30 protein-coding genes are annotated in these 24,648 nt (G+C 36.2%); 18 read left to right on the top strand and 12 right to left on the bottom strand.

All coding sequences use genetic code 11. The annotated features are described in order from the left end of the window. Positions 1–160: 160 nt before the first annotated feature. The 8 genes from NP781_RS21065 (at position 161) to NP781_RS21030 (ending at position 7,149) form a co-directional block, all read left to right on the top strand. A complete protein-coding gene (locus tag NP781_RS21065; RefSeq protein WP_221681689.1) occupies positions 161–829 on the top strand; it encodes a response regulator transcription factor in 669 nt (222 codons plus the stop codon). After that, positions 826–2,199 (top strand): sensor histidine kinase, encoded by a 1,374-nt coding sequence (locus NP781_RS21060; RefSeq protein WP_257520760.1) that lies wholly within the window; start codon positions 826–828, stop codon positions 2,197–2,199. The genes NP781_RS21065 and NP781_RS21060 overlap by 4 nt, the downstream gene beginning before the upstream one ends. A gap of 110 nt (positions 2,200–2,309) precedes the next feature. After that, positions 2,310–3,221, top strand: coding sequence for an ABC transporter ATP-binding protein (locus tag NP781_RS21055; RefSeq protein ID WP_257520759.1), 912 nt, complete (start codon positions 2,310–2,312; stop codon positions 3,219–3,221). After that, a complete protein-coding gene (locus NP781_RS21050; RefSeq protein ID WP_257520758.1) occupies positions 3,218–3,928 on the top strand; it encodes an ABC transporter permease in 711 nt (236 codons plus the stop codon). The genes NP781_RS21055 and NP781_RS21050 overlap by 4 nt, the downstream gene beginning before the upstream one ends. Then, positions 3,928–4,665, top strand: coding sequence for an ABC transporter permease (locus NP781_RS21045; RefSeq protein ID WP_257520757.1), 738 nt, complete (start codon positions 3,928–3,930; stop codon positions 4,663–4,665). Before NP781_RS21050 ends, NP781_RS21045 begins: the two co-directional genes overlap by 1 nt. Positions 4,666–4,683: 18 nt before the next feature. Next, complete coding sequence (locus NP781_RS21040) at positions 4,684–5,940, top strand: erythromycin esterase family protein (RefSeq protein WP_221681679.1); 1,257 nt, start codon at positions 4,684–4,686, stop codon at positions 5,938–5,940. Positions 5,941–6,009: 69 nt separating this feature from the next. Beyond that, the gene (locus NP781_RS21035; protein WP_048394047.1) at positions 6,010–6,894 is read left to right on the top strand and encodes a helix-turn-helix transcriptional regulator; all 885 of its coding nucleotides are present in this window, start codon (positions 6,010–6,012) and stop codon (positions 6,892–6,894) included. A gap of 96 nt (positions 6,895–6,990) precedes the next feature. Next, a complete protein-coding gene (locus NP781_RS21030; RefSeq protein ID WP_004231699.1) occupies positions 6,991–7,149 on the top strand; it encodes a DUF1540 domain-containing protein in 159 nt (52 codons plus the stop codon). A gap of 48 nt (positions 7,150–7,197) precedes the next feature. Here the strand turns inward: NP781_RS21030 and NP781_RS21025 are convergent, their stop codons facing one another. Next, a complete protein-coding gene (locus NP781_RS21025; protein WP_004231701.1) occupies positions 7,198–7,440 on the bottom strand; it encodes a hypothetical protein in 243 nt (80 codons plus the stop codon). A 74-nt stretch (positions 7,441–7,514) separates the two neighbouring features. Beyond that, a complete protein-coding gene (locus tag NP781_RS21020) occupies positions 7,515–8,852 on the bottom strand; it encodes an aminotransferase-like domain-containing protein (RefSeq protein WP_257520756.1) in 1,338 nt (445 codons plus the stop codon). A 119-nt stretch (positions 8,853–8,971) separates the two neighbouring features. Here NP781_RS21020 and NP781_RS21015 point away from each other — a divergent pair, with 119 nt between their 5' ends. The 3 genes from NP781_RS21015 (at position 8,972) to NP781_RS21005 (ending at position 11,226) form a co-directional block, all read left to right on the top strand. Next, positions 8,972–9,880 (top strand): DMT family transporter, encoded by a 909-nt coding sequence (locus NP781_RS21015; RefSeq protein WP_257520755.1) that lies wholly within the window; start codon positions 8,972–8,974, stop codon positions 9,878–9,880. Between the two features lie 80 nt (positions 9,881–9,960). Beyond that, positions 9,961–10,518 (top strand): histidine phosphatase family protein, encoded by a 558-nt coding sequence (locus NP781_RS21010; protein WP_257520754.1) that lies wholly within the window; start codon positions 9,961–9,963, stop codon positions 10,516–10,518. 60 nt (positions 10,519–10,578) lie between these two features. Continuing rightward, complete coding sequence (locus tag NP781_RS21005) at positions 10,579–11,226, top strand: uridine kinase family protein (protein WP_257520753.1); 648 nt, start codon at positions 10,579–10,581, stop codon at positions 11,224–11,226. Positions 11,227–11,267: 41 nt separating this feature from the next. On the opposite strand, the gene NP781_RS21000 is transcribed toward NP781_RS21005, so the two are convergent. From NP781_RS21000 to NP781_RS20985, 4 genes are all read right to left on the bottom strand, one after another. Beyond that, complete coding sequence (locus NP781_RS21000; protein ID WP_257520752.1) at positions 11,268–11,912, bottom strand: SIMPL domain-containing protein; 645 nt, start codon at positions 11,910–11,912, stop codon at positions 11,268–11,270. A gap of 47 nt (positions 11,913–11,959) precedes the next feature. After that, positions 11,960–12,586, bottom strand: a complete 627-nt coding sequence (locus NP781_RS20995; protein WP_257520751.1) for a DUF2238 domain-containing protein — start codon at positions 12,584–12,586, stop codon at positions 11,960–11,962. A gap of 105 nt (positions 12,587–12,691) precedes the next feature. Then, positions 12,692–12,994, bottom strand: coding sequence for a YunC family protein (locus NP781_RS20990; protein ID WP_004231716.1), 303 nt, complete (start codon positions 12,992–12,994; stop codon positions 12,692–12,694). Between the two features lie 204 nt (positions 12,995–13,198). Continuing rightward, positions 13,199–13,321 (bottom strand): hypothetical protein, encoded by a 123-nt coding sequence (locus NP781_RS20985; protein WP_255501615.1) that lies wholly within the window; start codon positions 13,319–13,321, stop codon positions 13,199–13,201. Between the two features lie 271 nt (positions 13,322–13,592). Between NP781_RS20985 and NP781_RS20980 the strand changes: the two genes are divergently transcribed. Further along, on the top strand, positions 13,593–14,327 hold the full coding sequence (locus NP781_RS20980) for a polysaccharide deacetylase family protein (RefSeq protein WP_257520750.1): 735 nt from the start codon (positions 13,593–13,595) through the stop codon (positions 14,325–14,327). A 65-nt stretch (positions 14,328–14,392) separates the two neighbouring features. Here NP781_RS20980 and NP781_RS20975 read toward each other — a convergent pair whose 3' ends face one another. Continuing rightward, positions 14,393–14,653, bottom strand: coding sequence for a hypothetical protein (locus tag NP781_RS20975; RefSeq protein ID WP_257520749.1), 261 nt, complete (start codon positions 14,651–14,653; stop codon positions 14,393–14,395). A 105-nt stretch (positions 14,654–14,758) separates the two neighbouring features. Here NP781_RS20975 and NP781_RS20970 point away from each other — a divergent pair, with 105 nt between their 5' ends. Both NP781_RS20970 and NP781_RS20965 read left to right on the top strand, forming a co-directional pair. Further along, positions 14,759–15,553, top strand: coding sequence for a DUF2268 domain-containing putative Zn-dependent protease (locus tag NP781_RS20970; protein WP_221681653.1), 795 nt, complete (start codon positions 14,759–14,761; stop codon positions 15,551–15,553). Positions 15,554–15,571: 18 nt separating this feature from the next. Continuing rightward, a complete protein-coding gene (locus NP781_RS20965; protein ID WP_257520748.1) occupies positions 15,572–16,081 on the top strand; it encodes a DNA-deoxyinosine glycosylase in 510 nt (169 codons plus the stop codon). 14 nt (positions 16,082–16,095) lie between these two features. On the opposite strand, the gene NP781_RS20960 is transcribed toward NP781_RS20965, so the two are convergent. From NP781_RS20960 to NP781_RS20950, 3 genes are all read right to left on the bottom strand, one after another. Next, on the bottom strand, positions 16,096–16,896 hold the full coding sequence (locus NP781_RS20960) for a cytochrome c oxidase assembly protein (RefSeq protein ID WP_257520747.1): 801 nt from the start codon (positions 16,894–16,896) through the stop codon (positions 16,096–16,098). A 13-nt stretch (positions 16,897–16,909) separates the two neighbouring features. Then, positions 16,910–17,392, bottom strand: coding sequence for a DUF2243 domain-containing protein (locus tag NP781_RS20955; RefSeq protein WP_221681643.1), 483 nt, complete (start codon positions 17,390–17,392; stop codon positions 16,910–16,912). A 71-nt stretch (positions 17,393–17,463) separates the two neighbouring features. Beyond that, the gene (locus NP781_RS20950) at positions 17,464–18,354 is read right to left on the bottom strand and encodes an endo alpha-1,4 polygalactosaminidase (RefSeq protein ID WP_257520746.1); all 891 of its coding nucleotides are present in this window, start codon (positions 18,352–18,354) and stop codon (positions 17,464–17,466) included. Between the two features lie 132 nt (positions 18,355–18,486). Between NP781_RS20950 and NP781_RS20945 the strand changes: the two genes are divergently transcribed. The 3 genes from NP781_RS20945 to NP781_RS20935 all read left to right on the top strand — a co-directional run bounded on the left by NP781_RS20945 (position 18,487) and on the right by NP781_RS20935 (position 21,651). After that, positions 18,487–18,852: a hypothetical protein gene (locus tag NP781_RS20945; RefSeq protein WP_221681639.1), complete on the top strand. Its 366-nt coding sequence runs from the start codon at positions 18,487–18,489 to the stop codon at positions 18,850–18,852. A 332-nt stretch (positions 18,853–19,184) separates the two neighbouring features. Further along, positions 19,185–20,816: a ribosomal protection-like ABC-F family protein gene (gene abc-f, locus NP781_RS20940; RefSeq protein WP_257520745.1), complete on the top strand. Its 1,632-nt coding sequence runs from the start codon at positions 19,185–19,187 to the stop codon at positions 20,814–20,816. A gap of 70 nt (positions 20,817–20,886) precedes the next feature. Then, positions 20,887–21,651, top strand: a complete 765-nt coding sequence (locus NP781_RS20935) for a hypothetical protein (RefSeq protein ID WP_257520744.1) — start codon at positions 20,887–20,889, stop codon at positions 21,649–21,651. A gap of 44 nt (positions 21,652–21,695) precedes the next feature. On the opposite strand, the gene NP781_RS20930 is transcribed toward NP781_RS20935, so the two are convergent. Both NP781_RS20930 and NP781_RS20925 read right to left on the bottom strand, forming a co-directional pair. After that, positions 21,696–22,187, bottom strand: a complete 492-nt coding sequence (locus NP781_RS20930) for an SRPBCC family protein (RefSeq protein ID WP_257520743.1) — start codon at positions 22,185–22,187, stop codon at positions 21,696–21,698. A 4-nt stretch (positions 22,188–22,191) separates the two neighbouring features. After that, positions 22,192–23,583: a MocR-like pyridoxine biosynthesis transcription factor PdxR gene (locus NP781_RS20925; RefSeq protein WP_257520742.1), complete on the bottom strand. Its 1,392-nt coding sequence runs from the start codon at positions 23,581–23,583 to the stop codon at positions 22,192–22,194. A gap of 113 nt (positions 23,584–23,696) precedes the next feature. Here NP781_RS20925 and NP781_RS20920 point away from each other — a divergent pair, with 113 nt between their 5' ends. Continuing rightward, the gene (locus tag NP781_RS20920; protein ID WP_257520741.1) at positions 23,697–24,647 is read left to right on the top strand and encodes a proline dehydrogenase family protein; all 951 of its coding nucleotides are present in this window, start codon (positions 23,697–23,699) and stop codon (positions 24,645–24,647) included. The last annotated feature ends 1 nt before the right edge of the window (position 24,648 follow it).

Raw genomic sequence — 24,648 nt, 5'->3', positions numbered from 1 at the left:
CAGCGTATACTATAAAAGAGCCACTTTTATTAGTTGCTTTTTTCAATAAATCAACGTTTTTGATTTTCCTAAGAAAATAAATAACAGTTCCCCTATAATAACCATGTATGGAAATTATAAATTTTTTATTTCAAGTTAAATGTATCAAGGAGGATGAACATTGATTCGTATATTGTACATAGAAGATGAAAAAGAAATCGGACAATGGGTAAGCAAGGAATTAACTGAACGAGGTTATGATGTGACGTGGCTGGAATCAGGGGAGGGGCTTGAGCAACATATTAACTCAAAAGATATTGCTATATTGGATGTGATGCTACCTGGATTGGACGGTTTCTCCATAGGTAAAAGAATTAAACGGGAAAATAAAGACCTGCCAATTCTAATGTTATCAGCACGAACAGCTGTTGAAGATAAAATTGAAGGGCTACATTTTGCTGATGATTACTTAACAAAGCCATTTCACCCTGATGAGCTCGTAGCAAGACTGGAAGTATTATTAAGAAGATATCAAAAAAGTGATGATGTACTGACATTGCAGCACCTTAAAATTTATACGAAAGATATGCAAATAATCAATACGATTGATGAAGAAGAAATTCTTTTGACAGGGAAACAATTTTATTTATTACAGTATTTTATACGTCATTTAAATCAAATTTTAACGAAGGAACAACTCTATGAAGGCGTTTGGGGTGAGAGCTATATAGAAGGTGATAAAACACTCATGGTGCATATTCGTTACTTAAGAGAAAAAATAGAAATCAATCCTGCAAAGCCTGCGATTATTGAAACAATCCGAGGCATTGGCTATAGGGTGAAACAATGAAATTTTTTCGATCATTATTAGCAAAATATATGCTCATTATTATATTAGCCATATCAATTGTGCAAATCTCCTATCTTGGTGTTGCTATTTTTGTATTAGGCATTACAAAGACAGGGACAGGAGAATTTTCAAGTGGAGTACTTGTAGAAAGTGATATTGAGGAGCAATGGCATGCACAGGCTAAAAATATGACCAATGCAACAGATGATTTGATGAAGCAGTTATTTCAAAAGTGGCAAGAGCAATTTCCTAAGGCTTCTATGTTTTGGGTAAGTGAAGAGGGGAACTTACTGACTACATGGAATGTGAAGGATCAGTTACCAGCAAAGTGGACACCAGCCTACACAACTCAATTTATAAAAGAACGTTATGGAGATGATCCATTTACTGTTATTGCCTTCTTAGGTGATGATATATCAAATGGCTTTATTGTATTAGAGATTCCAAGGGTAGCATTTAATCCTCCACTTATAAAAGTCTATGATAACTATGGTAACTTTTTATTTTTTGGTGTAATTGCGGTTATATTATTTTTCATTGTAGTTTCGCTTTTATTTTTCAAGGGAATTCGAAAAAGACTATTATATCTGCAAGAGGCTATGGAAATACGTGATGTAGATGGTTTACCTATTGAAATTCAGGTGAAAAAACGAGATGAGATTGGGCAATTGGAGCATAGTTTTAACAGAATGGTTTGTGAACTGCGAGACAGTAAACAGCGTCAACAGAAGGAAGAACAGCTAAGACGTGAATTGATTGCTAATCTATCACATGATTTACGGACACCTTTAACGAAAGTAAGAGCCCAATCCTATACAATTAGCAAAGAAGTATTATCTGAGGAAGGGAAGCAGGCATTAATGGCTATGGATACATCCATAGTGAATATTGATGCTTTAATTGAAAATTTGATGTCCTACACATTGCTTATGGCAAGTAAATATAAATTTGAACCGAAAGACATCAATGTTATCCGATTTGTAAGGGAACATCTAACGACATGGTATCCAGTTTTCGAGCGAGCAGGTTTCACAATCGATATTGAGCTACAGCCATTTGAGCCTGTTGAATGGCGTGTTGATCCATTGTGGTTAGGGAGAGTATTAGATAATATTTTCCAAAATGTACTGCGCCACGCGAATAGTGGTAAATATATAAGTGTGAAAACGGAATCGACGGAGTGTTATACAGCATTTATTATTGAGGATCATGGTCAAGGGATGAAAAATGAGTCGAATGAAAAGGGTGCTGGAATCGGCTTATCAATTGTTGATGTCATGATAAAGGGCATGCATCTAGAATGGGATATCCATTCTGATCACTCTGGTACACAAATTATCATAAAAAAACCTGCGAAGCTTGAGAAATAAATGCTTCGTAGGTTTTTTTATGATAGAAATGATTTTTTAAACAAAATTTAAACTTAGCCCATACCTTTTTTTAAACTTCCCTTTTTAAGATAGTTAAAGAGGTGAGGACATTGGAATATATCGTACAAACACAAAACTTATCAAAAAGCTTTGGGAAAGAGCAAGCTGTCTCAAATTTGAACTTGCAAATACGCAAAGGTGAAATATATGGATTTTTAGGTCCGAATGGGGCAGGTAAAACGACTACAATTCGAATGCTTCTAGGTTTAATGAAGCCCTCTTCTGGAACAATTAAAGTCTTTGAAAAAAATATTACGAAGGAACGTATCCAAATTTTAGCTAAGGTTGGTTCATTGGTGGAAAACCCTTCTTATTACCCACATTTAACGGCATATGAGAATCTAGAGGCACTAAGAAAAATACTAGGTGTACCGAAAAATCGAATCGATGAAGTTTTGGAAATTGTCCGTTTGAGGGAAGCTGCCCATAAAAAGGTCAAAGGTTTCTCTTTAGGAATGAAGCAACGTCTTGGTATTGCTGCTTCTTTACTACATAGTCCTGAATTACTCATTTTAGATGAACCAACGAATGGCCTCGATCCTTCAGGCATTATAGAGATTCGTAATTTAATTAAAAGATTACCAGAGGAATATGGCATGACCATTATAATCTCCAGCCATTTATTATCAGAGATTGATCAAATGGCAACACAAGTTGGGATTGTTTCGAAAGGGAAATTAATTTTCCAAGATTCTATTGAGGCTATGCGTCGATTTGCCCAACCAAAGGTTACTTTTAAAGTAAACAATGGTGAAAAAGGATGGCGTTTCTTATTAGCAAATGGTATTAAGGCGGATTATCAAGATGGTGTGATTTTCTTAGAAGAGTGCTCGGATGAAAAGGTTGCTCATATTGTCCAAGTTCTTGTTCAGGAGGGCATATCTGTATTCCGAGTCGAGGAAGAGAAACGTTCATTGGAGGATATATTCCTGGAAATGACGATGGGAGAGCAGGGTATATGATGGGAAAGCTATTAACTGCTGATTTCTTAAAAATCAAACGTAAAGGATTATGGCTTCTAACACTTATCGGCCCTTTAGGAGTGATTGCTCTGCAAATGGTCAATTATGGAGTAAGAAAGGATTATCTCTTACAGCAAAGTGAGGATGATTGGGGCTATTTCTTACTAAATGTGCATTCATTTACACCGCTTGCCATAGTCTTGGGTATTGCCATTCTTACGTCATTCATAGCAAGCATTGAAAATGAGACCAATGCTTGGAAGCAGCTCATTGCATTACCTATTTCCAAATTAACCGTGTATTTGTCAAAATTTACGCTGTTAGCTATCTTACTATTTTTCGCCTCAACGTTATTAATGTTTTTTACCCTGAGCTACGGGCTGTTTTTAGAATTAGGTGACACAGTACCTTACATGGAGCTAGCCAAATATAGTTATTTCCCTGCTTTTGCAGCATTACCTATCTTGGCTCTTCAATTGTGGATAGCGAGTGTAAGTCATAACCAAGGGATTCCGATAACTGTAGGCATTTTTGGGGTGATTTTTACCTATTCTTCCTATGTTCTCCCAGATTGGATGATATGGAAATGGCCATCATTGATGAACCAATGGAATGAGCCGATGATCAATGTCTTATTAGGCTTAGGAATTGGTATCTTACACTATATTATCGGCATGATTGATTTTGCAAGAAGGGACGTGAAATAATGATTGCTTTACTTCAAGCTGAATGGTTTAAGTTACGTAAATCAAAAATGGTACCCATTATTTTAGCAGGACCCATGATTGGACTTTTTATAGGCCTATCCGCTAATTTAGAGGACAACATACAAGGGATTGAAATTAATGAGTGGTATATATCATTATTTTCGATGAATTTAACATATGCTCTATTATTTTTACCTCTTATTTCTGGTGTTTTTACCAGTCTTATTTGTAGGTATGAACATCAGTCTGGTGGATGGAAGCAGCTTTTAGCATTACCTGTAACAAGAGGGAAAGTATTTGTAGCTAAATACATATTGATTATGCTGCTTGTTTTAGCAATGCAGATATTGTATTTAGGCTCGGTCTTTGCTGTTGGGATGGTAAAAGGCTATACAGATTCTTTCCCTATGGAGATTGTTTGGAAAAGCATAGTGGGAGGTTGGGTAGCGACATTGCCATTAGTAGCCTTGCAATTGTGGATGTCCATTATGTTTAAAAGCTTTGCTGCTCCATTTGCTGTTAATGTCATATTTACTTTACCATCAATTTTAGCAGTGAATTCTGAAAGAATTGGTCCGTATTATCCTTGGGCACAACCCTTTTCGATGATGTATATAGGTGGCAATACAGACGATGTATTCTTTGTACCGTGGGAGCAATTGTTAACCGTAGTAGGTGGGGGATTTATCCTATTTTTCCTCGGAGGATATTACTATTTCCAGCGAAAATCCATTTAACCTAAAAGGAGAATGAGAATGATGAAACGTAGCTTACGTTTTTTAACTGCATCGATGCTATTAGTAGCTCTAGTAGGATGTGGACAGAGAGAGGCTGTAAAAGATGCCGCACAATATACGAATGAAATTAAAGATATCAACATTCCTGATGATGTAAAAATTATTGGTTTTGGGGAAGCAACACATGGCAATATCGAATTTCAAACATTAAAAAGAGATGTATTTAAAGCGATGATAAAAAATGAAAATGTCCATGTTTTTGTCTTAGAAGGAGATTTTGGTGGAGCCCAGCAGATAAATCAATTTATCGAAAACGGTGTCGGGACGGCGGAGGAAGCTATAAAAGCGTTAGACTATGGCATCTACAAAACAGAACAAATGGTAGAGTTTGTGCAGTGGATGCATGACTATAATCAGACAGTTGATGATCAAGAGAAAATTTATTTTTATGGCAATGATATGCAGCGCTATGATTACAGTAAAAAGGGGTTACTTGATTATTACGCCAAGGTACATGCTGACAATGCAAAAAGATTCACGACTAAGCTAGAGCATGTTTCCAACAAAACGATGAGAGAATTATCGGATAGTCAGCTAATTGAGCTAGATAAAACGATTGATACAATCATCAACGATTTACAATCGAACAAAGCGATGTATGAGAAAAAATCTTCAAAGGATGAATTCTCCTTTGCTGTTCAATATGCGCAAATTATGAAGCAACGTACGCAATTATTTTTAAATGAAGATAATTATATGAATTTACGGGACGAATATTTAGCTGAAAATTTACAATGGATTGTTGAATATGAAGCAACGCAAGGTCATGATAAAGTATTAATGTCTGCTCATAATGGTCATATTGAGAAAACTTCTGCTACGATGGCAGGCTATCAATCGATGGGGCATTATTTAAGTGAGCAATATAAAGATCAATATTTTGCGATTGGCACAGACTTTGTGAAAAATACATTCCAGGCACAAAATGGGTCTGGTGAACGAAAGGAATATACGATTGAGCATCACAATGCTTTAGTGGATGCCTTTAGTGACATTGACAATAACATCTTTTATGTGGATTTTGAAGCTGCCAAACAATCGAAGGAGCTTGCGAATATTCTTTCAAAAAAGCAAAGAATGGGCAATATCGGCGATGATTTTCGTCCATGGTATAAGCTGACACAAATGCTGTACACCATTAAAATGACACCTGAGGAAGCCTATGATGGTCTCATCGTTGTGCAAGAAGCAACACCAACAAAAATAATTGATTAAGCTAAATTTAGCAACCTCCATCAAAAAATCTGTTTCCTTCTCCATTATGATAAAGATGAGGTGAGTAACATGGAGTATAGTCAAGCGACACAAAGAACTATTGCCTATATCGAGGAGCAATTGATGGAAGAAATTTCTTTTGAATGTCTTCCTAATACTGCTGGCTATTCGAAGTACCATCTAAGCCGAATTTTTAAGCAAGAAACGGGAATTACGATTGGTGAATATATTCGTATACGTCGGCTAGCTATGGCAGCGAGTTATTTGATGTACTCTAATGTATCGATATTAACGATTGCTGTTACACTTCAGTTTCAATCACAAGAGGCTTTTACAAGAGCCTTTAAAGAAGTTTATGCTTTACCACCAGGGAAGTATCGAAAAGTAATGCAATCATTAAATATGATGGAGGAGGAACATTACATGGAAACAGTTGAACAGGTTAAAGGTTGGGTGTTAAGTGGTGCTAATCCAGAATTGTATAAATTTCATACAGATGACAAGGTATTTCATTCAGGGAAGCGTTCAGGAGTATTGTATTCCACAACTGCCTCAGCAAATCATGGTCAATTTGCTACAATGATGCAGGGTTTTCAGGCAGCTGACTATAAAGGGAAACGCTTGAAAATGTCATGCTACTTAAAGACGGCAGATGCTACAAAGTGTGGTGCATGGATGCGTATTGACAATGGTACAGGTGATACGATTCAATTTGATAATATGGATCAACGCCCTGTGACAGGTTCTACTGAATGGAATCATTATTCTATTGTCTTAGACGTACCTGAAGAAGGTAATTCCATTTATTTTGGTGTGTTACTAATTGGTTCGGGTAAAGTCTGGGCAGATGGCTTCCGTTTTGAAGAAGTTGACAACAAGGTACCCTCAACAAATATGCTTACGCAGGAACATTTATCAAATCATCCTACTAATCTAGACTTCAGTATGGAGTGAATCAGACAGCACTGACAAAAGTGCAAGATGACTTTTTTGAATAACGTATTGATTACCTCTAATTTGTTAAAGATAACAAGGAGGAGGTGTGAGACGATGGCACAAGAAATTCTTTGTGAAGTCAATAACTGCACATTTTGGGATTCTGGTAACAAATGCACAGCTGAAAAAATTTATGTTGTCAGCCAAAAGGGACAACATGCTTCCAACAGCGAGGAAACAGACTGTAAAACATTCGAACCTGAAACGCATTAATGCCAAAAGGGTAGCCATGTATATGGTTACCCTTTTTCCCTGTCTTTATTAATAAATATCTACCTTTTCTTTGTTAAATAAAAGAGCATGGGCATTTTTTACTTTTTCTTCTACATAATCCAGTGAGTATTTACCAACAGAATCTGTTAAATCCCCAATTGCCCGCGACAAGTTATCAATAATCGGAATTAATTTGTGCATTTCTGTGCGATGCTTTTCTTTGTGCATCTCATCCATAATTTCATATGCAAGACGTTGAATCTTCCTTAGTCGCAATTTCTCAGATTGCATTGAATCCTCCTTATTGAACCAATTTATGATGTCTAATTATATGAGCTACAATAAGGTTTCATGAATAATGTTCTTTAGAAATAATTGCTCGTGTTATGAAGGGCTAGCGCAATTTCCCTTATGCCAACATCAATCTTGGATTCGTCTATATTCGATACATTTAGTTTGATAATACGTTCCCGATAAAATGCATCTAAATAATTGCGTTTAATAGGATCTAACAAAATATTTTGTTGTGCCAAATGATCAATAATCTTAGAAGTATTCACCTGTCTCGGTAGAATGATATGGCTATGCATACAGATTTCCTTAGAGGATTGATAGTCTGCCAGATGAGTTGCTATAGATTGTTGAAGTTGATTTGCTCGGCTTGCATAAGCTTCACTGACTTTCTTCTGATAACGTTCAAACATACCACTTTTCAAGTAGAGCTCTAATGCAGCTTGGGAGATCATGGAGCTATCAATATCAGTGGTATTTTTATACTGTTGAAAGGTATTAATCAAAACATTTGGTAATACGGCAAGTCCGATACGTAAGCCAGGAAACATAATTTTAGAAAAGCTTTTTAAATAAATAACCCGATCCTGTGTATCCTCCGTAAATAGGGGATCTATTTTTGTATTTTGCTCAAAATCCGCTAAATAATCATCTTCAACTATATACACATTATATTTATAGGCAAGTTTTCGGATTGCATCCTTTTCTTTTTTACTATAGGAAGTACCTAGAGGATTGTGCAGACGTGGCATCGTATAAAAGAACTTTATGTCGTGTTTACTAAAAATGTTTTCTAGTTCATCTAAATCAATGCCATCCGTTGTTCTTTTGATGCCCATTGCCGGAAGTTCATAGGTTTTTAAATAATCCATATACAAATGATAGCTAGGTTGTTCCACTAAGATGGTTGAGCGACCATTTGGAAAGGGCATTATACTTAGCAAGGATAGAGATTGTTGGACACCTGAAGTAATGAAAATATTTTCTTCCTTTGTAAACAGTTGATAGCCTGCTAATAGTTTTTTTGCTTCCGCTATTAATGACGGTAGGCCTTTTGGTGTCCCATATCTAAATAAATCTGCTTGGTATGTGTCGGTGGCTTTATTAATACAATGCTGAAAATCTTGATAAGGGAATGCATGCCAATTGGGCGAAGATGTAGCAAAATCTATGTAATTTTTCATTTTTGGTTGGATGGGCAGTTGATGATCAACAACATAGTAGCCGCTTTTAGGCAATGAATAGATAAGATGCTGATCCTCCAGTTTTTTTAAAGATGCTAAAATCGTACTCTTACTACAGGAAAATTGCTGTGATAACTGGCGAATAGAGGGGAGCTTTGCCCCTGCTTGAAATGAACCTGTTTGAATCTGAGTCAGGAGCTGAGAATAAATCCATTCGTATTTAAGCATACATAACCTCCAGCACATCTGTATCGGTACAGATGTGTTTTTTTTATATCGTCAATAAGTTCTCTATTTAATACGATAACTATACCGGCCGGAATGTTTTAAAGAAGGAGTACTATCCTATGTCAGGAAAAAGAAATGCCTATATAGCAGCAATAATTTATGCATTTGTCATTGGTCTCTCATTTATGTTTGTGAAAGTTACGTTGACTGTAGCAAGTCCTATTGATATACTTGCACATCGTTTTACTTTTGCATTCATAGGTATTGTTATAATAATGGTATTTACAAAAAATAAGCTAATAATGAACATGCAGGACCTACTAAAAATATTACCGTTAGCCATCTTGTATCCAATTGCTTTTTTTACATTTCAAGTGCTTGGACTTGCTAAAATTTCCTCATCAGAGGCGGGAATTATTCAAGCGACAATCCCTATTTTTACATTAGCACTGGCAGGTTTATTGTTAAAGGAAAAAGCTACACGGGGTCAGCTTGTATCTGTAAGTTTGTCCGTACTTGGTGTCATTTATCTGTTAATGATGAATGGAACAAATGCTACTACAGGAAATATTATAGGAAGGGGATTTATATTACTATCAGCGATTGCGACATCGCTTTATAATATTTTTGCTAGAGGGCTTACCAAGAAATATTCTTTACTAGCATTAACATATGTCATGACATTGTGTGGATTTGTTATTTTTAATGGAATGGCTCTCGGAAGTCATATGATGAATGGAACACTCAATGAATTTTTTAAGCCATTAACACATGCTCATTTTGTCTTCGCTATTTTATATTTAGGTATACTATCTTCACTCGGTACATCCTATTTATCCAATTATGCTTTATCTAAATTGGAAGCATCTAAAATGAGTGTCTTTAGCAATTTTGCAACACTTATTACTATTTTGGCAGGGGTCTTATTTTTACAGGAAGATTTCCATCTAAATCATCTTATTGGTGGTATCATGATTATTATTGGTGTGATAGGGACGAATTATTTTGGGCGGAAAAATGTCGAATAAGTGAGATAATGAATAGGAACTATTTAGTAAAGAGAGTATAATAATTGTTAATAAATTACCTTCAAAACTAGGAGGTTTTTATGGGGGAAATTTATGTCATTAGACATTGTCTAGCACAAGGGCAATCACTAGATGCACCCTTAACACAGAAGGGAATAGAGCAAGCAGATAGTTTAGCTGAGTTTTTCAAAGATCTAAAAATTGATCGAATTGTATCTAGCCCTTTCTTACGAGCAATCCAATCCATTGAACCATTAAGTAGTAGAAAAAGTATGACGATTGAAATTGATGAACGTCTTTCGGAGCGTCTTTTAAGTACTGGAGATTTTCCAGATTGGTACGAAAAATTACAGGCGACTTTTGTTGATATGGATTTAAAATATGATGGTGGAGAATCCAGTAATGAAGCGATGCATAGAATTGTAGACCTTGTAAAAGATGCATTTGAACAGGATGTTGATAATACATTAATCGTGAGTCATGGCAATATCATCTCTTTACTACTGAAGTATTATGATAAGGATGTTGATTTTCACTGTTGGAAAAATTTAAGCAACCCAGATGTTTTTCTACTAAGCCCTAAGCATAATGAAGTAATGATAGAGCGAATATGGGGTGCACAGTATAGTGAAGGCTAATATTAAATGGTATGGTAGGAATTGTTTCTTGCCATACCTTTTATAGTGAAGGAGAGTAAGATGGAGACGATATTAAAGGAAATTTTAAAATGGGTTAAACAAGCTGATAAAAAAATCATAATCGGCATTTCTGGTCATGGAGCTGCTGGAAAAACGACATTTGCCAAAAAACTTATACATGCTTTACATCAAGATCAAGTGAATTATTTGAATACTGATCCGTATATTGTGAATTCGGATATTCGCAAGCAAACAATACTTGATTATACATATCAAAATGAGCATCATCGTTTTAAAATGACGGCTTGTCATCCCGCAGCTCATCATCTGCCATCATTGGAGCGAGATGTTCAGATGATAAGAGCAGGACTCGATTTAATGACAATCGATACACATTATATGAAAAGTACATTAATTTCTTCGAAAAAACAGATCACGATAGTAGAAGGAATGTGTGTAGCATTTATAGATCCGGAGTTACTGGATTTAAAGATTTATTTTTATACGGATGGGGCTACAGAGCTTAAGAGAAGATCAGATCGTGATGTGCTTGAAAGAGGGACAGATATAAATTATTTAAAACAATCACATGATGAGCGACGTATTCAATATGAATTATTTATGCATCCACATTGCCAACATTTTGATATGGTTATTAAAACTCAGGATGATGAAATCCATATTGAAAAAAATCCACTTGTAAAATAAATGAGGGCCTTCTGCACGTTGACTAGCGGAAGGCTCTAACTTTAGTATTGAAATTTTACACGAACAGTAGCATCAATAGCAATTTGTCCCTGTTCTATAGGCGTAATTCCCGAGGATACAGCCATAGAGCGATAAAGGATAGGTGTGTTAGCCTGCTCTTCCACAATCTCTACAGGGAGTGGTTGCAAAGGCAGGTGCATAGTTTCTGCTATTGTTTTCGCCTTCAATTGAGCATTCTGTAGCGCTAAGCTTAATGCTTGCTGATAGTAAGCATCGGTATGGTCTATTTTGAACTGAATATTGGTTATTCGATTTGCCCCATTTTCTACAGCCGTATCAATTATTAAGCCCAAATCATTGGTATCTGAAACGTTGACGGAAATGGCGTTGACTACTTCGTAGCCATTAAAAGTTTGTTTGCCATCTTTGAAATTATATAGTGGTGTGATTGTATAACTAGCAGTTTGAATTTGTTCTCTTGGAATACCAAGTGCGATAAGAGATTGTATAACTTCATTCATGATTGCCGCATTTTCCTGTTGAGGACCTTGTACATGGTTGCCCTTTGTTTGGACTTCAATTTGTAATTGTACAGAGCTAGGTGTAGCCATTACCTGTCCATAGCCGATTACAATCATAGTACGTGATGGATGATGTGTTTGTTGACTGACCTGTGCATAGTACATCTAATACCACCTTTCATAGGTTATATAATCATGCTATGCAAAAATATTTATGATTTATTTATTCTTTTTAAAAATTTGTCATGTAGCTTTGTGAATAGAAGTAAAGCTAAAATAGCTCCCAGCAAGGCTAAAAACATGTCCCATTGTGCATCCCATTTATCTCCCTGCATGCCTAAAAAATCCTTTGCTCCTTTACTTCCCTTCGAGATTCTTGTACTTAACCATTCAATGATTTCATAAAAAGCAGCAATTGCGAGCAGAATACTGATCGTAATACCTGTAAGCCAAGCTCCTTTTGCAAGTGGTGTTTTCCTGATTAGTATTTCCCTTATTACGATGGCTAATAAACCTTTTAAAAAATGGCCAAAGCGATCATAATTATTACGTTGTAAATGAAATTCATCTTTTACCCAATTAAAAAGAGGGACTTCCGAATAGGTATAATGCCCACCTATAAATGTCAGGATCGACAAGAGAGCGATAATAAAATAAGAAAATGTGGTGAAGCGGAATTTACGATAAATGCAAACAACGACTGTTATTGCCACAATTCCCGGACTAACTTCAGCTAGCCAATCTAAATAGGAGGAAGGCTTTATAAAAGACCAGATGAAAACAATTAAAACAATAATAAGTAAGGTGACGTGTATTTTAACATGTTGCCTACTATTCATATTAACAACTCCCTTTGTCCCACAGTATGGGAAATAGGGAAATTGCTTATTCAAATTTGTTGCAAACAAAAAAGAAAAGCGTCTAGTTGACGCTTTTTTAGCCAATTAGATCATTTTTAAAAGTGCCTCTACGCCAGTCATTCCTTCTGTAATACCAAGCTGTTCTGCTTCATATGTTACAGATTCTAATGGAGCTGTTAATAGCTCGTCAATTGTTTTCACGCCTACTGCACGACCAGCAATAATTTTCCGATCAACTAGGCGACTATTTAATAGACCGACATCTAAAGCACCACACATAATGTAGCCTGTATCATTAGAAATGGTTAGTAATGTTGTTTTAGGTAATTGCACAACTACTGCAGTGAAGAAATGCCCTTTAATCATAATAGGTTCAATTGTCACCATTGAAATCACTCCTTTTCTCTATATACATATGGTGAAGGCTAGCAAGGTGTTCGACATTTTCTTGAAAAAAATCATGGCAACTAACTAAACATGTTGCTAGATGTATAAGGATGAAAGGAATTGGAGGAATAGGGGAAGTATAGGAGGTGCTTTATTTATAACAAAAAGGAATCTACTCAAATGAATAGGTTCCTTTATCTTTTATTATCTTGTATAAGAAAGCAAAGCTGTTTGTTTAAATTTATGTAATGCATTTGTTGCCTCACGTTTAGAACTATACTCAAACATGCGATAAGTGTTTTCTTCAAATACTGTAATAATCCACATATATGTCATCCCCTTTGTTGTGTTGCATAACATTTATATATTTATAATAACTGTTATATATCAGATTTAATTTCATTTTACATCAATAAATAAAAAAATAAAGTACTATTCAAAGATTTTCACATATTGTTCAAAATTAAAAATAACGTTTAAAATTTTCCTGAAGTAATTAAAAGGAGAAAACAGACAATCCTTCACAAGTATATTTCATGGCAATTCGTAAATAGTAAGTTGACGGAGTTCTGTGATTTCGGACTTGGGAGGTGATGCTATGACACGTATTTACGTATTCATTTTTATTGTTTTCTTTTTAATCATCTCGGGATTTTTAGTGCAGGAAGGCTACGCAGATAAAGGTCGTCCTTATTATGAGGAGACAGGGGAAGTTGTTTGGGATATCAAAACAGAGGATAAAATTGTTGCACTCACCTTTGATGATGGTCCACATCCTAAATACACAGCAGCTGTGCTAGATTTATTAGCAAAATATGATGCAAAAGCCACGTTTTTTATTATTGGAAAAAATGCAGAAAAATATCCAGAGCTTGTTTTACGTTCTTATACAGAAGGCCATGAATTAGCAAATCATACGTATACACATCCATTTAAAGTTTCCATCAAAAAATTGCAAGAGGAGCTTCAACAGACAAATGACACGATTTATAGTATTACTGGTTTTTCCCCAGTTTTATTCCGTCCCGTTGGTGGAAATTACACGGATGCTATGATTAATGCTGCTGTTAAGGACGGCTATAAGGTAGTAATGTGGTCCTGGCATCAGGATACGCAAGATTGGAAAGAGCCTGGTGTAAGGAAAATTGTGCAAAAGGTAATGAAGGGAACAAGGCCTGGAGATGTTATTTTATTTCATGATGGTGGCGGGAACCGTAAACAAACAATTCAAGCACTAGAAGAAATACTACCTGCATTAAAAAAGCAAGGTTACACATTTGTTACAATACCCGAGCTGATTGAAAGCAAACAGCAACAAGAGCAAGTTCAATAATGAAAAATGAGCCATCTCAACAATGTTTGAAATGGCTTCTTTTTCACTTAAATAAAAGGTTGGAATTAGAAGAAAATAATTGGAGCTAGTGCAATACCTAAAATTGTTCCTAGAGCAATTCCATAACCAAAACCTTCTCCTCCATACCCTCCAAATCCCCAAAACCCTAAACCATAACCACTATATCTTCTATCAGGTAGAATCCATACCTGTCTTCTATCTACCCTTGTGATTTCTCCAACATGTACTTTACCAGATGAATCCGAGATTCGAACACGTTTACCATGATATTTACAGCAAAGACTATAAGTATCAGCTGGATTCACACATATCCCTCCTTTCAATGTCATTACAAGCTAATATATGCGATTTGATGCATTTATCACTAGCCGATTGTCTATTCAAGACATATGCTGTGAAGAGGTGATAATATGGCAGTTGTGTCAACGGATAAGTGGTTAAATGAATTTGTAAGTGCTAGAAAATCAACTAGAAGGGATGAGCGAACAAGCTTACAATGCTCGATTCTTTGCGATCGATTAGTCAAACTATTTCGAGATGGGCTTCCAGAAGAAATTCACTATACATTACAGCAACAGGGTCTATTTTTACCTCATGAGGAAGTCGATGTTGAAAAATTAAAAAGGCAAGAAGTGTGGGCCAGTGTACAGCAGGAGTTCCTATACTTACAGAGAAAATGGAATGGCCCATCAATACCAATTTATATTTTCCCAATTACTCAGCAGCAAACGATAACCAATAAAAATGGTGTCGCTTATCCTCATTCGCTTTTTTTATTTGTGGGTGATTTAGAAAAGCAGGAGCTTCAAGCATTATTTGCTCATGAATATAACCATGTTTGTCGTATACACATATTAAAAAAAACTTTAGATGATATGACTTTATTGGATTCTCTCATTTTAGAAGGCTTAGCAGAAGATGCGGTGAAAGATTTATATGGGGAAAGGTGGATTGCTCCTTGGTTACAATCCTACTCAGATAAAGAACTTTTAGCTTTATGGGAGCATCATTTTTTACCGAATTTACAACTCCAAGGAATCGAACAACATCATCCATTTCTATACGGGGGGCCCCTTCCACCTTGGATAGGCTACTGTATAGGCTACAAAATTGTCCAGTCGTATAAAATGAACCATTCACGCCAACATCCCTTGTTCATTTCAAGCCAAGATTTACTTGCTGGTTCGAATTTTCCGCTACAATAGAGAAAAGGAGTGATTGTTGTGTCCAATGAATTAAAAAATATATTATTACCAATTGTAGATTCAGCAACAAGGGTGCTCATTGTTGGATCCATGCCAGGAAAACAATCGTTAGAGAAACAGCAATACTATGGCAATCCACGCAATCACTTTTGGCCTATTATGGGTGAGTTATTAGAGATAGCGATTCCAAATGATTATACAGAGAGAATAGCCTTATTAAAAAACAATGCAATCGGTCTTTGGGACACGATTGCAACTTGTGAACGCGAAGGAAGTTTAGATGCAGCGATACGTAATGAAAAGCCCAATGATTTTCAAACCCTTTTTGAACAATACCCTAATATCCAATTAGTGCTTTTTAATGGAGCGAAAGCATTTGAGGTTTTTAAAAAGCATATTGGCTTAGAGCTTCTAGATGGACGAGCCTATAAAAAGATGCCATCAACAAGTCCAATACCAGGGAAAAATATTAAAACGTTCACTGAAAAGCTAGAGGACTGGCGGATTATCCAACTCTATTTAGCCTAAACATCAGGACGAGATTACCGTGATGAAGTAGCTACTTTGGGGTGAATAGTATTCCTTGTGCTTTTAAACCATTGATAAAAGAGAATATACACAAGAAGGATTTCAATAGCATCCCCACCGTAGTACATGATCTTAGCACCTAGTTCTGCCTCAGTGGATGGTACATGATGAGGCGGATTTGCAAAAATAAATTTTGCCAATATGGCATGAGCAGCCAATGCTACTACTAATGTAAGGGATCGAAAAACATAAGAGTATGAATGTGGAGTAGGATCAATATAAATAAAGGCGATGGTGAACAAATAACCCGCTAGAAAAATGTGAAGATGAATGAATACATACAGTAGTATATATTCGTGCATCATGTTGAAGAGTGAGGTTGTATAGAGTAACCATAAACCGCCTACATTTAAAATAGATGCAATAATTGGATGGCGAATAAAAAGAACATACGGTTTTTTTAATATCCGAGAAAGTATACGTGCGTTGTTCACTGGTAAGGTTCTTAACAATAGAGTCATGGGTGCTGCTAATGCCATAAGTAATGGTGCCAGCATGCCAAGCAATAAATGTCCTATCATATGTGCGTCAAAATGAATATGACTAAGAGCAGCCAATGGGCCGATTAATGTAATCAGAGCACAGACATTTCCAATAATCCAACAGATAGTACGGAAATGAGGCCATTGTTTTTTATGTTGATTCGAAATAATAACAGCGAGGATATAGCCTATAAGAACTAAAACAAATGGCAAAGCCAGTAGAAGCTGAACCATAATAGGAAAATTTTGAGCATGAACTTCGTGAGAATGCAAGATGGGCCACCTCCTATCGTCCTTTTTGATTTGTTTGGAGCAGTAAGACAATACCGATAATTATTAATAGCGCCGCCAGTATGTTCCAAACGATATCATAGGGTAGTATTTCAACATTGTAACGAATTTGGTGAAGTTTCATGAATTTATGTTGTATAATTCCATCGTAAAGCTGAAATGAGCCTGCTCCAAGAAAAATACCGCCTAGCCATCTTTTTAGCCAAAACCCATGTTTTCTATGTAGGTCAGCCAATAAAAAAGCAGATCCAATCGTAGCAAAAAAGCTGAATGCATGAAATAAACCATCTGAAACTAGCCCAATAGCAGCTGTAGACTTATCATAGAAATGATGCCAGTGTAATAATTGATGAAAAATCACCTCATCTATAAATGCCACCACCCCAAGCCCAAATAAAATCCCAGTCCACATGTTACGCTGCTTATATTGAAAGCGATTTTCATGCTTATGTTTTTGTTCTTCATACATATTCGTCATATCCAATCCTATCACCTCAAGCTAATTTTCTTTTAGTCTACCCCTGAGATGAGCTCTTAAACAAATATCCCTCAAAACAGTTGTTTGTCAGAGGGAAGTAAGGATGATTGCCAGCTATTATAGTAAGAGCCAGCAGGACTATAAAAGAATTTGAAGTGATGCTTCTCAGCTAAAGCACGGCTTTTTGATTCTTCTTCAAAACCAATTGTCATCACTTGTGTACCAAATTTATTGCGTATGTGGATAAGCTGTTGCATCATATCGAGTGACCATTCATCTTTTCCTACCACAGGATACGAAAAATCCTCCCACATAATAAAGTCAACATATGGCGCTGTATAATCAGCAAGTGTTTGAAATCCCCAATTTTGAGCAACAGATAAATCGGGATGACGTTTTTTAATTTGTTGGATAAAAGACAAGATGGCTTCATTTTGCCACTTTTGTTCATCTTCAGGTAAATAGGAATTGATATTACCAACCGTATCTAAAAACACACCGTCTAAGCCTTTCTCAACAATTTGCTGCTGTATTTCTGCTAGCAAAATGTCTTGATAGTGCGTAGAAGTCAAATCCATTAAAAAAGAATCCCATTTGGCAAAATACATTCTTTCCCCCTGTTTGTCTCGATAAAAATCTTCTTCCTTCAATTGATGATAGAGTGCTGTATTCCATTTGTCTGCTTCCATCGCATTAATATAGCCGTACACTAAAGTTCCGCTTTTTTGAGCATTGATGATATACTTTTGCTGCATTTCAATAGGTTCTACAATCACTAAATCTAACTTCGTCATGCTCTTGCCAATGGCATCGTTGCCTTTATCTAAGTAGTATGTGTAATCTTTCACATCAGCAAGCTTTGCTTGGATACTTGTGGAAGAAGATACTGGATTTTTAGCAAGCAGCATCCACATACTACCTGCGATTAGAGGGGCTAATAAGAGTATCAATAATTTTTTCATAAGTACTCCTTTTTTAAGGATTTTCCATCCATTATACAATAATAGGAATTGGGTTACCTGTGGTAAATGGGCAATGGCTCAAAGGTGAATCGCCCTTTTACATATATTGAATAATGTAAAAGGAGGGTTTGTGTGTATAATAATCCATTTAGAGAAGATAATTTTAGAAGACCTGGTGGTTGGGGAGATTATAATGATTTTGAAACAACGTCATTTGGGCCAACTCATTTCGGCCCCCCTCCAGCAGGACAAATGCCCATGAGCACACCACCAGGTTTTTCACCACCAATTCCTGCTTGGCGAGAAGGGTCTAGTGGTATACGTTCCTGTTTGTTTAGAAATACGTATATTTGGATGAATAGTGGTAGAAGTTTTTGGTTTTTCCCAACAGCTGTAGGAAGGGAAATCATTGCTGGCTTTAGATGGAGTCGAAGATATGGCTGGTATTTCCGTACGATTTCTAGAAATCAAATTCGCTCCTATGAATGTTTTAGATAGACTTATCTCAAGGTATAGAGTTTTATTTTTAAAAAAATGATGTTACAATGAACGATAACGATGAATGAAGGGAAGATGGGTGGCTAATGAATAACTAATCTTAATTTTTGTATAGGAAATTTTATATTTCACGGACAACAAAAATAGGATTAGTCTGCCCATTTTTCATAATAATTGCTTTATATCCGCAAACAACTGCTGATATTTAGCTACTCCAAAGATTGTTTTCATAATAATTTTGGAGCTTATTTGTGTATAATATTGTAGCGACTAATCCTTCCAAATGAATTGGAGGGATTTTTTTGTCCCTCCAACTGGAGAGGATGGATAGTATGAAGGAACTTTTAAAATTACAGGATGTACGTTATGAAATAAAGGATATATTGTTATTTGAGCATGTGACAGGCACAGTAAAACAAGGCGAAGTCATCGGCATTATAGGGCGAAATGGTGCTGGGAAATCGACATTATTACAATTGATTCAAGGTACATTATCACCAACTATGGGAGCAATTCAGAGAGCACAGGCTTTAAAAATTACATTTGTTGAACAGGAGCTAGCTCATTTTGACAAATTAGAAGTATCCGCAAGAGAAGCTGATCTGCTGGCTAAGTGGCAGGTACCTAATGTGTCATTTACAGCGTTAAGTGGGGGTGAAAAGCTGAAAATGCGTCTTGCAGAAGGTTTTTCCCAGAATGCTCAAATTTTATTACTTGATGAACCAACGAATCATTTAGATGAACAAAGTACCGAATTCCTCATCAGACAAGTCCAAAACTATAAGGGGACAATCATCGTTGTATCACATGATCGCTATTTTTTAGATAAGGTTGCCACAAAAATCTGGTCTATTGAGGAAAAAAGCCTGATTGAACATGATGGTAATTATACAAGCTATATGGCAGATAGAGAACATCGACGATTAACCCAGCAACGTTCCTACGAGAAGCAGCAAAAAAACATTGAACGAATTGAGGCTCAAATGTCGGAACTGACGTCTTGGTCACAAAAGGGCCACACTCAGTCAACAAAACTGGAAGGCTTTAAGGAGTACCACCGTGTGAAAGCAAAGCGCTTAGATTCGCAGGTGAAATCTAAGAAAAAGCGATTAGAAGCTGAACTTGCGAAGACAAGAGTGGAAGCAGTGGAGCCAGAAGCCGAGATTCGTTTTTCTTTAGGCACGAATCAACGAGTTGGCAAGCGCTTACTGGAAATCAAGCATTTAACTTTAAAATTTGGTGAACGCATGTTATTTAACGATGTGAATATTACAGCTCAATTTGGAGATAAGATAGCTATTACAGGAAAGAATGGAAGTGGGAAAACAAGCTTTTTAAAAGTACTTTTAGGCAAGCTAGAAGCTGAGGGTGAAGTATGGCTATCACCAGCTGCAAACATTGGTTATCTGACACAGGAAGTATTTGATTTACCACTTGATCAGACACCAGAGCAATATTTTTATCGAGAGACATTTGAAGAGCGCGCTAAAGTGCGCAACTTGATGAAGAATTTAGGATTTACACTGACACATTGGACATCGCCCATAGGCAAAATGAGTATGGGAGAACGCGTAAAGTGTAAGCTGATGGCTTATATTTTAGAAGATAAAAATGTTCTTATTTTAGATGAGCCGACAAATCATCTTGATCTACCTTCTCGTGAGCAGTTAGAGCATACTCTTACCCAATATAATGGGACTTTGCTTGTCGTTTCACATGATCGATACTTTCTAGAAAAAGTCACGAACAGTGTTTGGGAGCTTCACGGTCAGCACATCAAGAAAAAGTGGACAGAAGTCACACCGAATAAAGTGGATGATACAGTGGCTCTCCGTTTAAAGCTTGAAACGGAAAGGCAAGAGATTTTAGGCAAACTGAGCTTTCTAACAGATAAAGATAAGGACTACGCAATGCTTGACCAGAAGTTTAATGAGCTAACGAAGCGCATCAATAAACTTCGATAGCTGAAGCGTTTAAGTTAACCTTTTCCAGGGAAAAATATGTAGAGAGTGCATTTCTTAAATGGGGGTTAACATGGTGAAAAAGGTAGTATTTCTCTTTTTATTGTTAAGCATTTGTAGCTTAAGTGCTTGTGCAGAACGAAATAAGAATGAACAACAACATGAGATTGAAACAAGTACATCTGTAGCACAGTCAAATAATGATCAAGTTGATGCGGTTCAAGCAACTGAAGCTCTTCAACAAATAAAGGAACAGATTCATTTTGATGTTCCAATAAAAATGCCAACAACGTTACCTATTGCAGAGGGTGCATTTTTATCAGCTACAGTAAGGACAAAGGGCGACCAGGTTGAAGTTATTTTTTATGAAAGCAAAGAGAATATGCCCATTAATGATATTCGATTAAAGAAATCAGCGACTGTTATTGGAAGATTGCTGGTCAAGAAATATAAAAGTGTGGAAGGTGCAAGCACACAGATAGCATTTGATAATTTCAATCAAAATGGCGGGCAAGAGGTTGATCTTGGTTACAATATAAAAGGTTATCAAGATGCAGGTGCTGGTTCATTATGGACTGGTTGGAATGAAGGGCGATGGGCAATTGCCACTCACACACGAACTGATAATCCTGATGCAGGTGTCAAACTTGCTAAGCAGGCAGTAGCGTATTTAGAAAACCACCTGCTACCTATTCCAAGGCAATATGGCATGGCTCAGCTAGATGTTTATCAATCAGGTAATTTAATTGTTTGGCAGGATGAAAAGCTTGTTTACACACTCGATTCAATCAAAGAGCCTTTAAAAGCACTAGCAATTGCTACAGCTTTTTATCAATAATAGAAATCCTAGAGTAAAGATGCTCTAGGATTTTTTGTATTATTTTACTTTATACTATTCAGCATTTTTTGGTATTCGCTGAATTTTTGCTGCCATTCATCCATTGGGAAATATTGATGTTCAACGCCATTTAGTAGATCTGTTAACATATCAAGACAAATATGCCATCCCGCTAAATCCTTCGGTGTATGCTCTGTCAGATTTTTAAGTGTCTCTACTAATACCAATAAAGAACCCTTTTCAGTAGAAAATAATTCAAATCTCACCGTATCTGTACCCCAACCAAATCCCAATACTTCTTTCTCAACATAATCTGTGATGGTTATTTCCTCAAAATTACCTGTTCCATCATTCATATTAAAATGTATTTTCCCGTTCTTACGTAGCTCAATGATTTCTAAATTACTCATCCATTTTTGTAGGTTTTCATTGTTAGTCATAGCGGACCAAACGGCATCTATTGGATATAGTAATTTTCGTTTGAACGTAGCAATATGGTAATTTGATTGTTTTTCAATAGTAGCTAGCACAGACATCCTCCTAATGATAAATTGCTTGAAAAAGTCTAGTGATGCCTAGTTCAATTTCATGCTTTTGTAAATGACCATAGCCAATAATCAATCTGTTATTATATTTTCCCTTTTTAATTGTGTGATCCTCTACGGGGTAAACCTTTACACCGAATTGTTCTATTTTCACTAATAAGTTTTGTGTAAAATCAATCTTCTCAAATTCTGCAACTAAGTGCATACCTGTAGAATAGCCGAATATCTTTATGTTATGTGAAAAAGTGGATTGTAAACATTGAATCAGAAAATCACGTTGGCTTTTATAGAACTTCTTCATTTTTGTGATATGTCTTTCCATATAGCCCTCCTGTATAAAGCGAGAAAGGATAAGTTGGTCTAAGGAAGGTGTATGTAAGTCCGTAAACCATTTTAATTGACGGCATTTTTCAGTAAGCTGTGTTGGAAGGATAATGTATCCTATTCTTAATGCGGGAGAGAGAATTTTACTAAAAGAACCGATGTAGAGAACAAGCTCTGGATCTAGTCCCTGTAAAGAACTAACAGGAGGCCCTTCGTAGCGAAACTCACTATCATAATCATCTTCAATTAAAAAGCAACGATTCTTTCTAGCATACTCAATTAATTGAATTCTACGTTGAATAGGTAAGATACTTCCTAATGGAAATTGATGAGAGGGGGTTAGAAAGACAAGTTTAGGATCCATATTATCTGGTAATAGGCTTGTTTCCATCCCAAATTCATCTACTGGTATCGGATAAATGGTAGCACCAGAAGCTTTAAAGATAGTTTGAATATCATTCGTTATAGGATCTTCCATAATAGCAAGATCATTAGGTGACAGCAATAATCTCGACACAAGCATCATTGCCTGTGTCGCACCATATGTAATAATAATTTGCTCTGGATGACATTCAACGCCCCTTGTTCTTAATAAGTAGTGGGCAAGAGTATGCCTTAATTCTATGCGCCCCTCTGGAACCCCGTATCCTAATATGGAGGATTCACTATCGTGCCAAAGTTGGTGACTTATCTTCGCCCAAGTTTTACGAGGAAACAAGTCGAGTGCTGGAATACCTGAGCGTAAGTTGATAACTTCTTTCCCTACTATTGAATCTCCTGCTTTATTTGTAATAAACGGTTTGGTCTGTTGTGGTAACAACGCCCCTTCTGCAACAAATGTACCAGCTCCTCTTCGTGCAATTAAAAATCCTTCGGCTAGTAACTGATCATAAGCTTCTAATATGACATTTCTTGATACTTTTAATTCTACTGAAAGCTCTCGTGTGGATACTAACTTTTCTCCTGCCTGAAGGTGTCCACTTAAAATTTTTTCCCGTATTTGCTGATAGATTTGACGATTTAAAGGAATATCTAATGCTCGATCAATAGGTATCCATAACATTTTACATACCTCCGATTTGAAAGTGGTACCTTTAAAATCACTTTAAAGTGGTTCTACAGTTACCAATTTTATCATGATAAAGTACTTACCAATACCGAAGAGGGGGAATAAATATGAAGAAAACAGAAGAATTAGTGATTCAAGCCTTGAAAGTCGCAGCACGAGACGAGCGCTTGAAAAATGCGGTGCAACAATCAACAGAGCTCTACCCATTATTATGGAAAGCAGCAAAAAGGTATGTAACAGGGGAAAAGAGAGAAGATGCCATTACTGCTGCACGTAATTATCTTAATGACAATTATAATATCTCCATTGAATATATTGGGGAAAATACAACCAATTTAAGGGATTGTCAAAGAGCAAAGGATGAGCTTTTACAAGTAATTGAGGACATGGGGGTTTTATCTTTGAAGCAAACAGTATCTTTCGATTTATCTCATATAGGTCTTTCTATTAATGCTGAGATTGCTTATAAGCACCTTGAAGAGCTTACACAAAAAGCTCAGCGGTATGGAATAACTTTGATGATAAGTATGGAAGAATCCTCAAAGACTAGTGATATTATTACTCTTTACAAAAAAATAGCAACGAAGTATACAAATGTTGGAATTACATTGCAAGTTCATCTTTATCGTACAAAGGTAGATTTACAAGAACTTATGCAATATCTAGGGAAAATAAGACTTGTTAAAGGGGCTTTTCAAGAGTCTATCGATATAGCCATGATCAGATCAGAAGAACTGAATAAGCGCTATCTTGAGTATGTTGAACAGTTAGTAAATGCGAATCATCCGATATCAATCGCTACACATGATGAAATGCTTATTCAAGAGCTAGAGCGACGTCAATATCTTGATAACTCAAATGTTGAAGTTGAGATGCTTTATGGTGTACGTCCTTCATTACTCAATGAATTAAGACGGAAAGATTATCGTTGTAGAGTATATTTAACGTATGGAAATGAGTGGTACTTATATCTTTGTCACCGAATTGCTGAACACCCTGAAAACCTCTATTTAGCAGTAACCGATATTATTAATGAATCCATTGAACGCGTAGTATAGA

This window comes from Lysinibacillus sp. FN11, from assembly GCF_024628845.1.
Taxonomy (GTDB): domain Bacteria; phylum Bacillota; class Bacilli; order Bacillales_A; family Planococcaceae; genus Lysinibacillus; species Lysinibacillus capsici.
The sequence above is the reverse complement of the archived record's forward strand: the minus strand, read 5'-3'. Positions and strand labels throughout refer to the sequence as shown.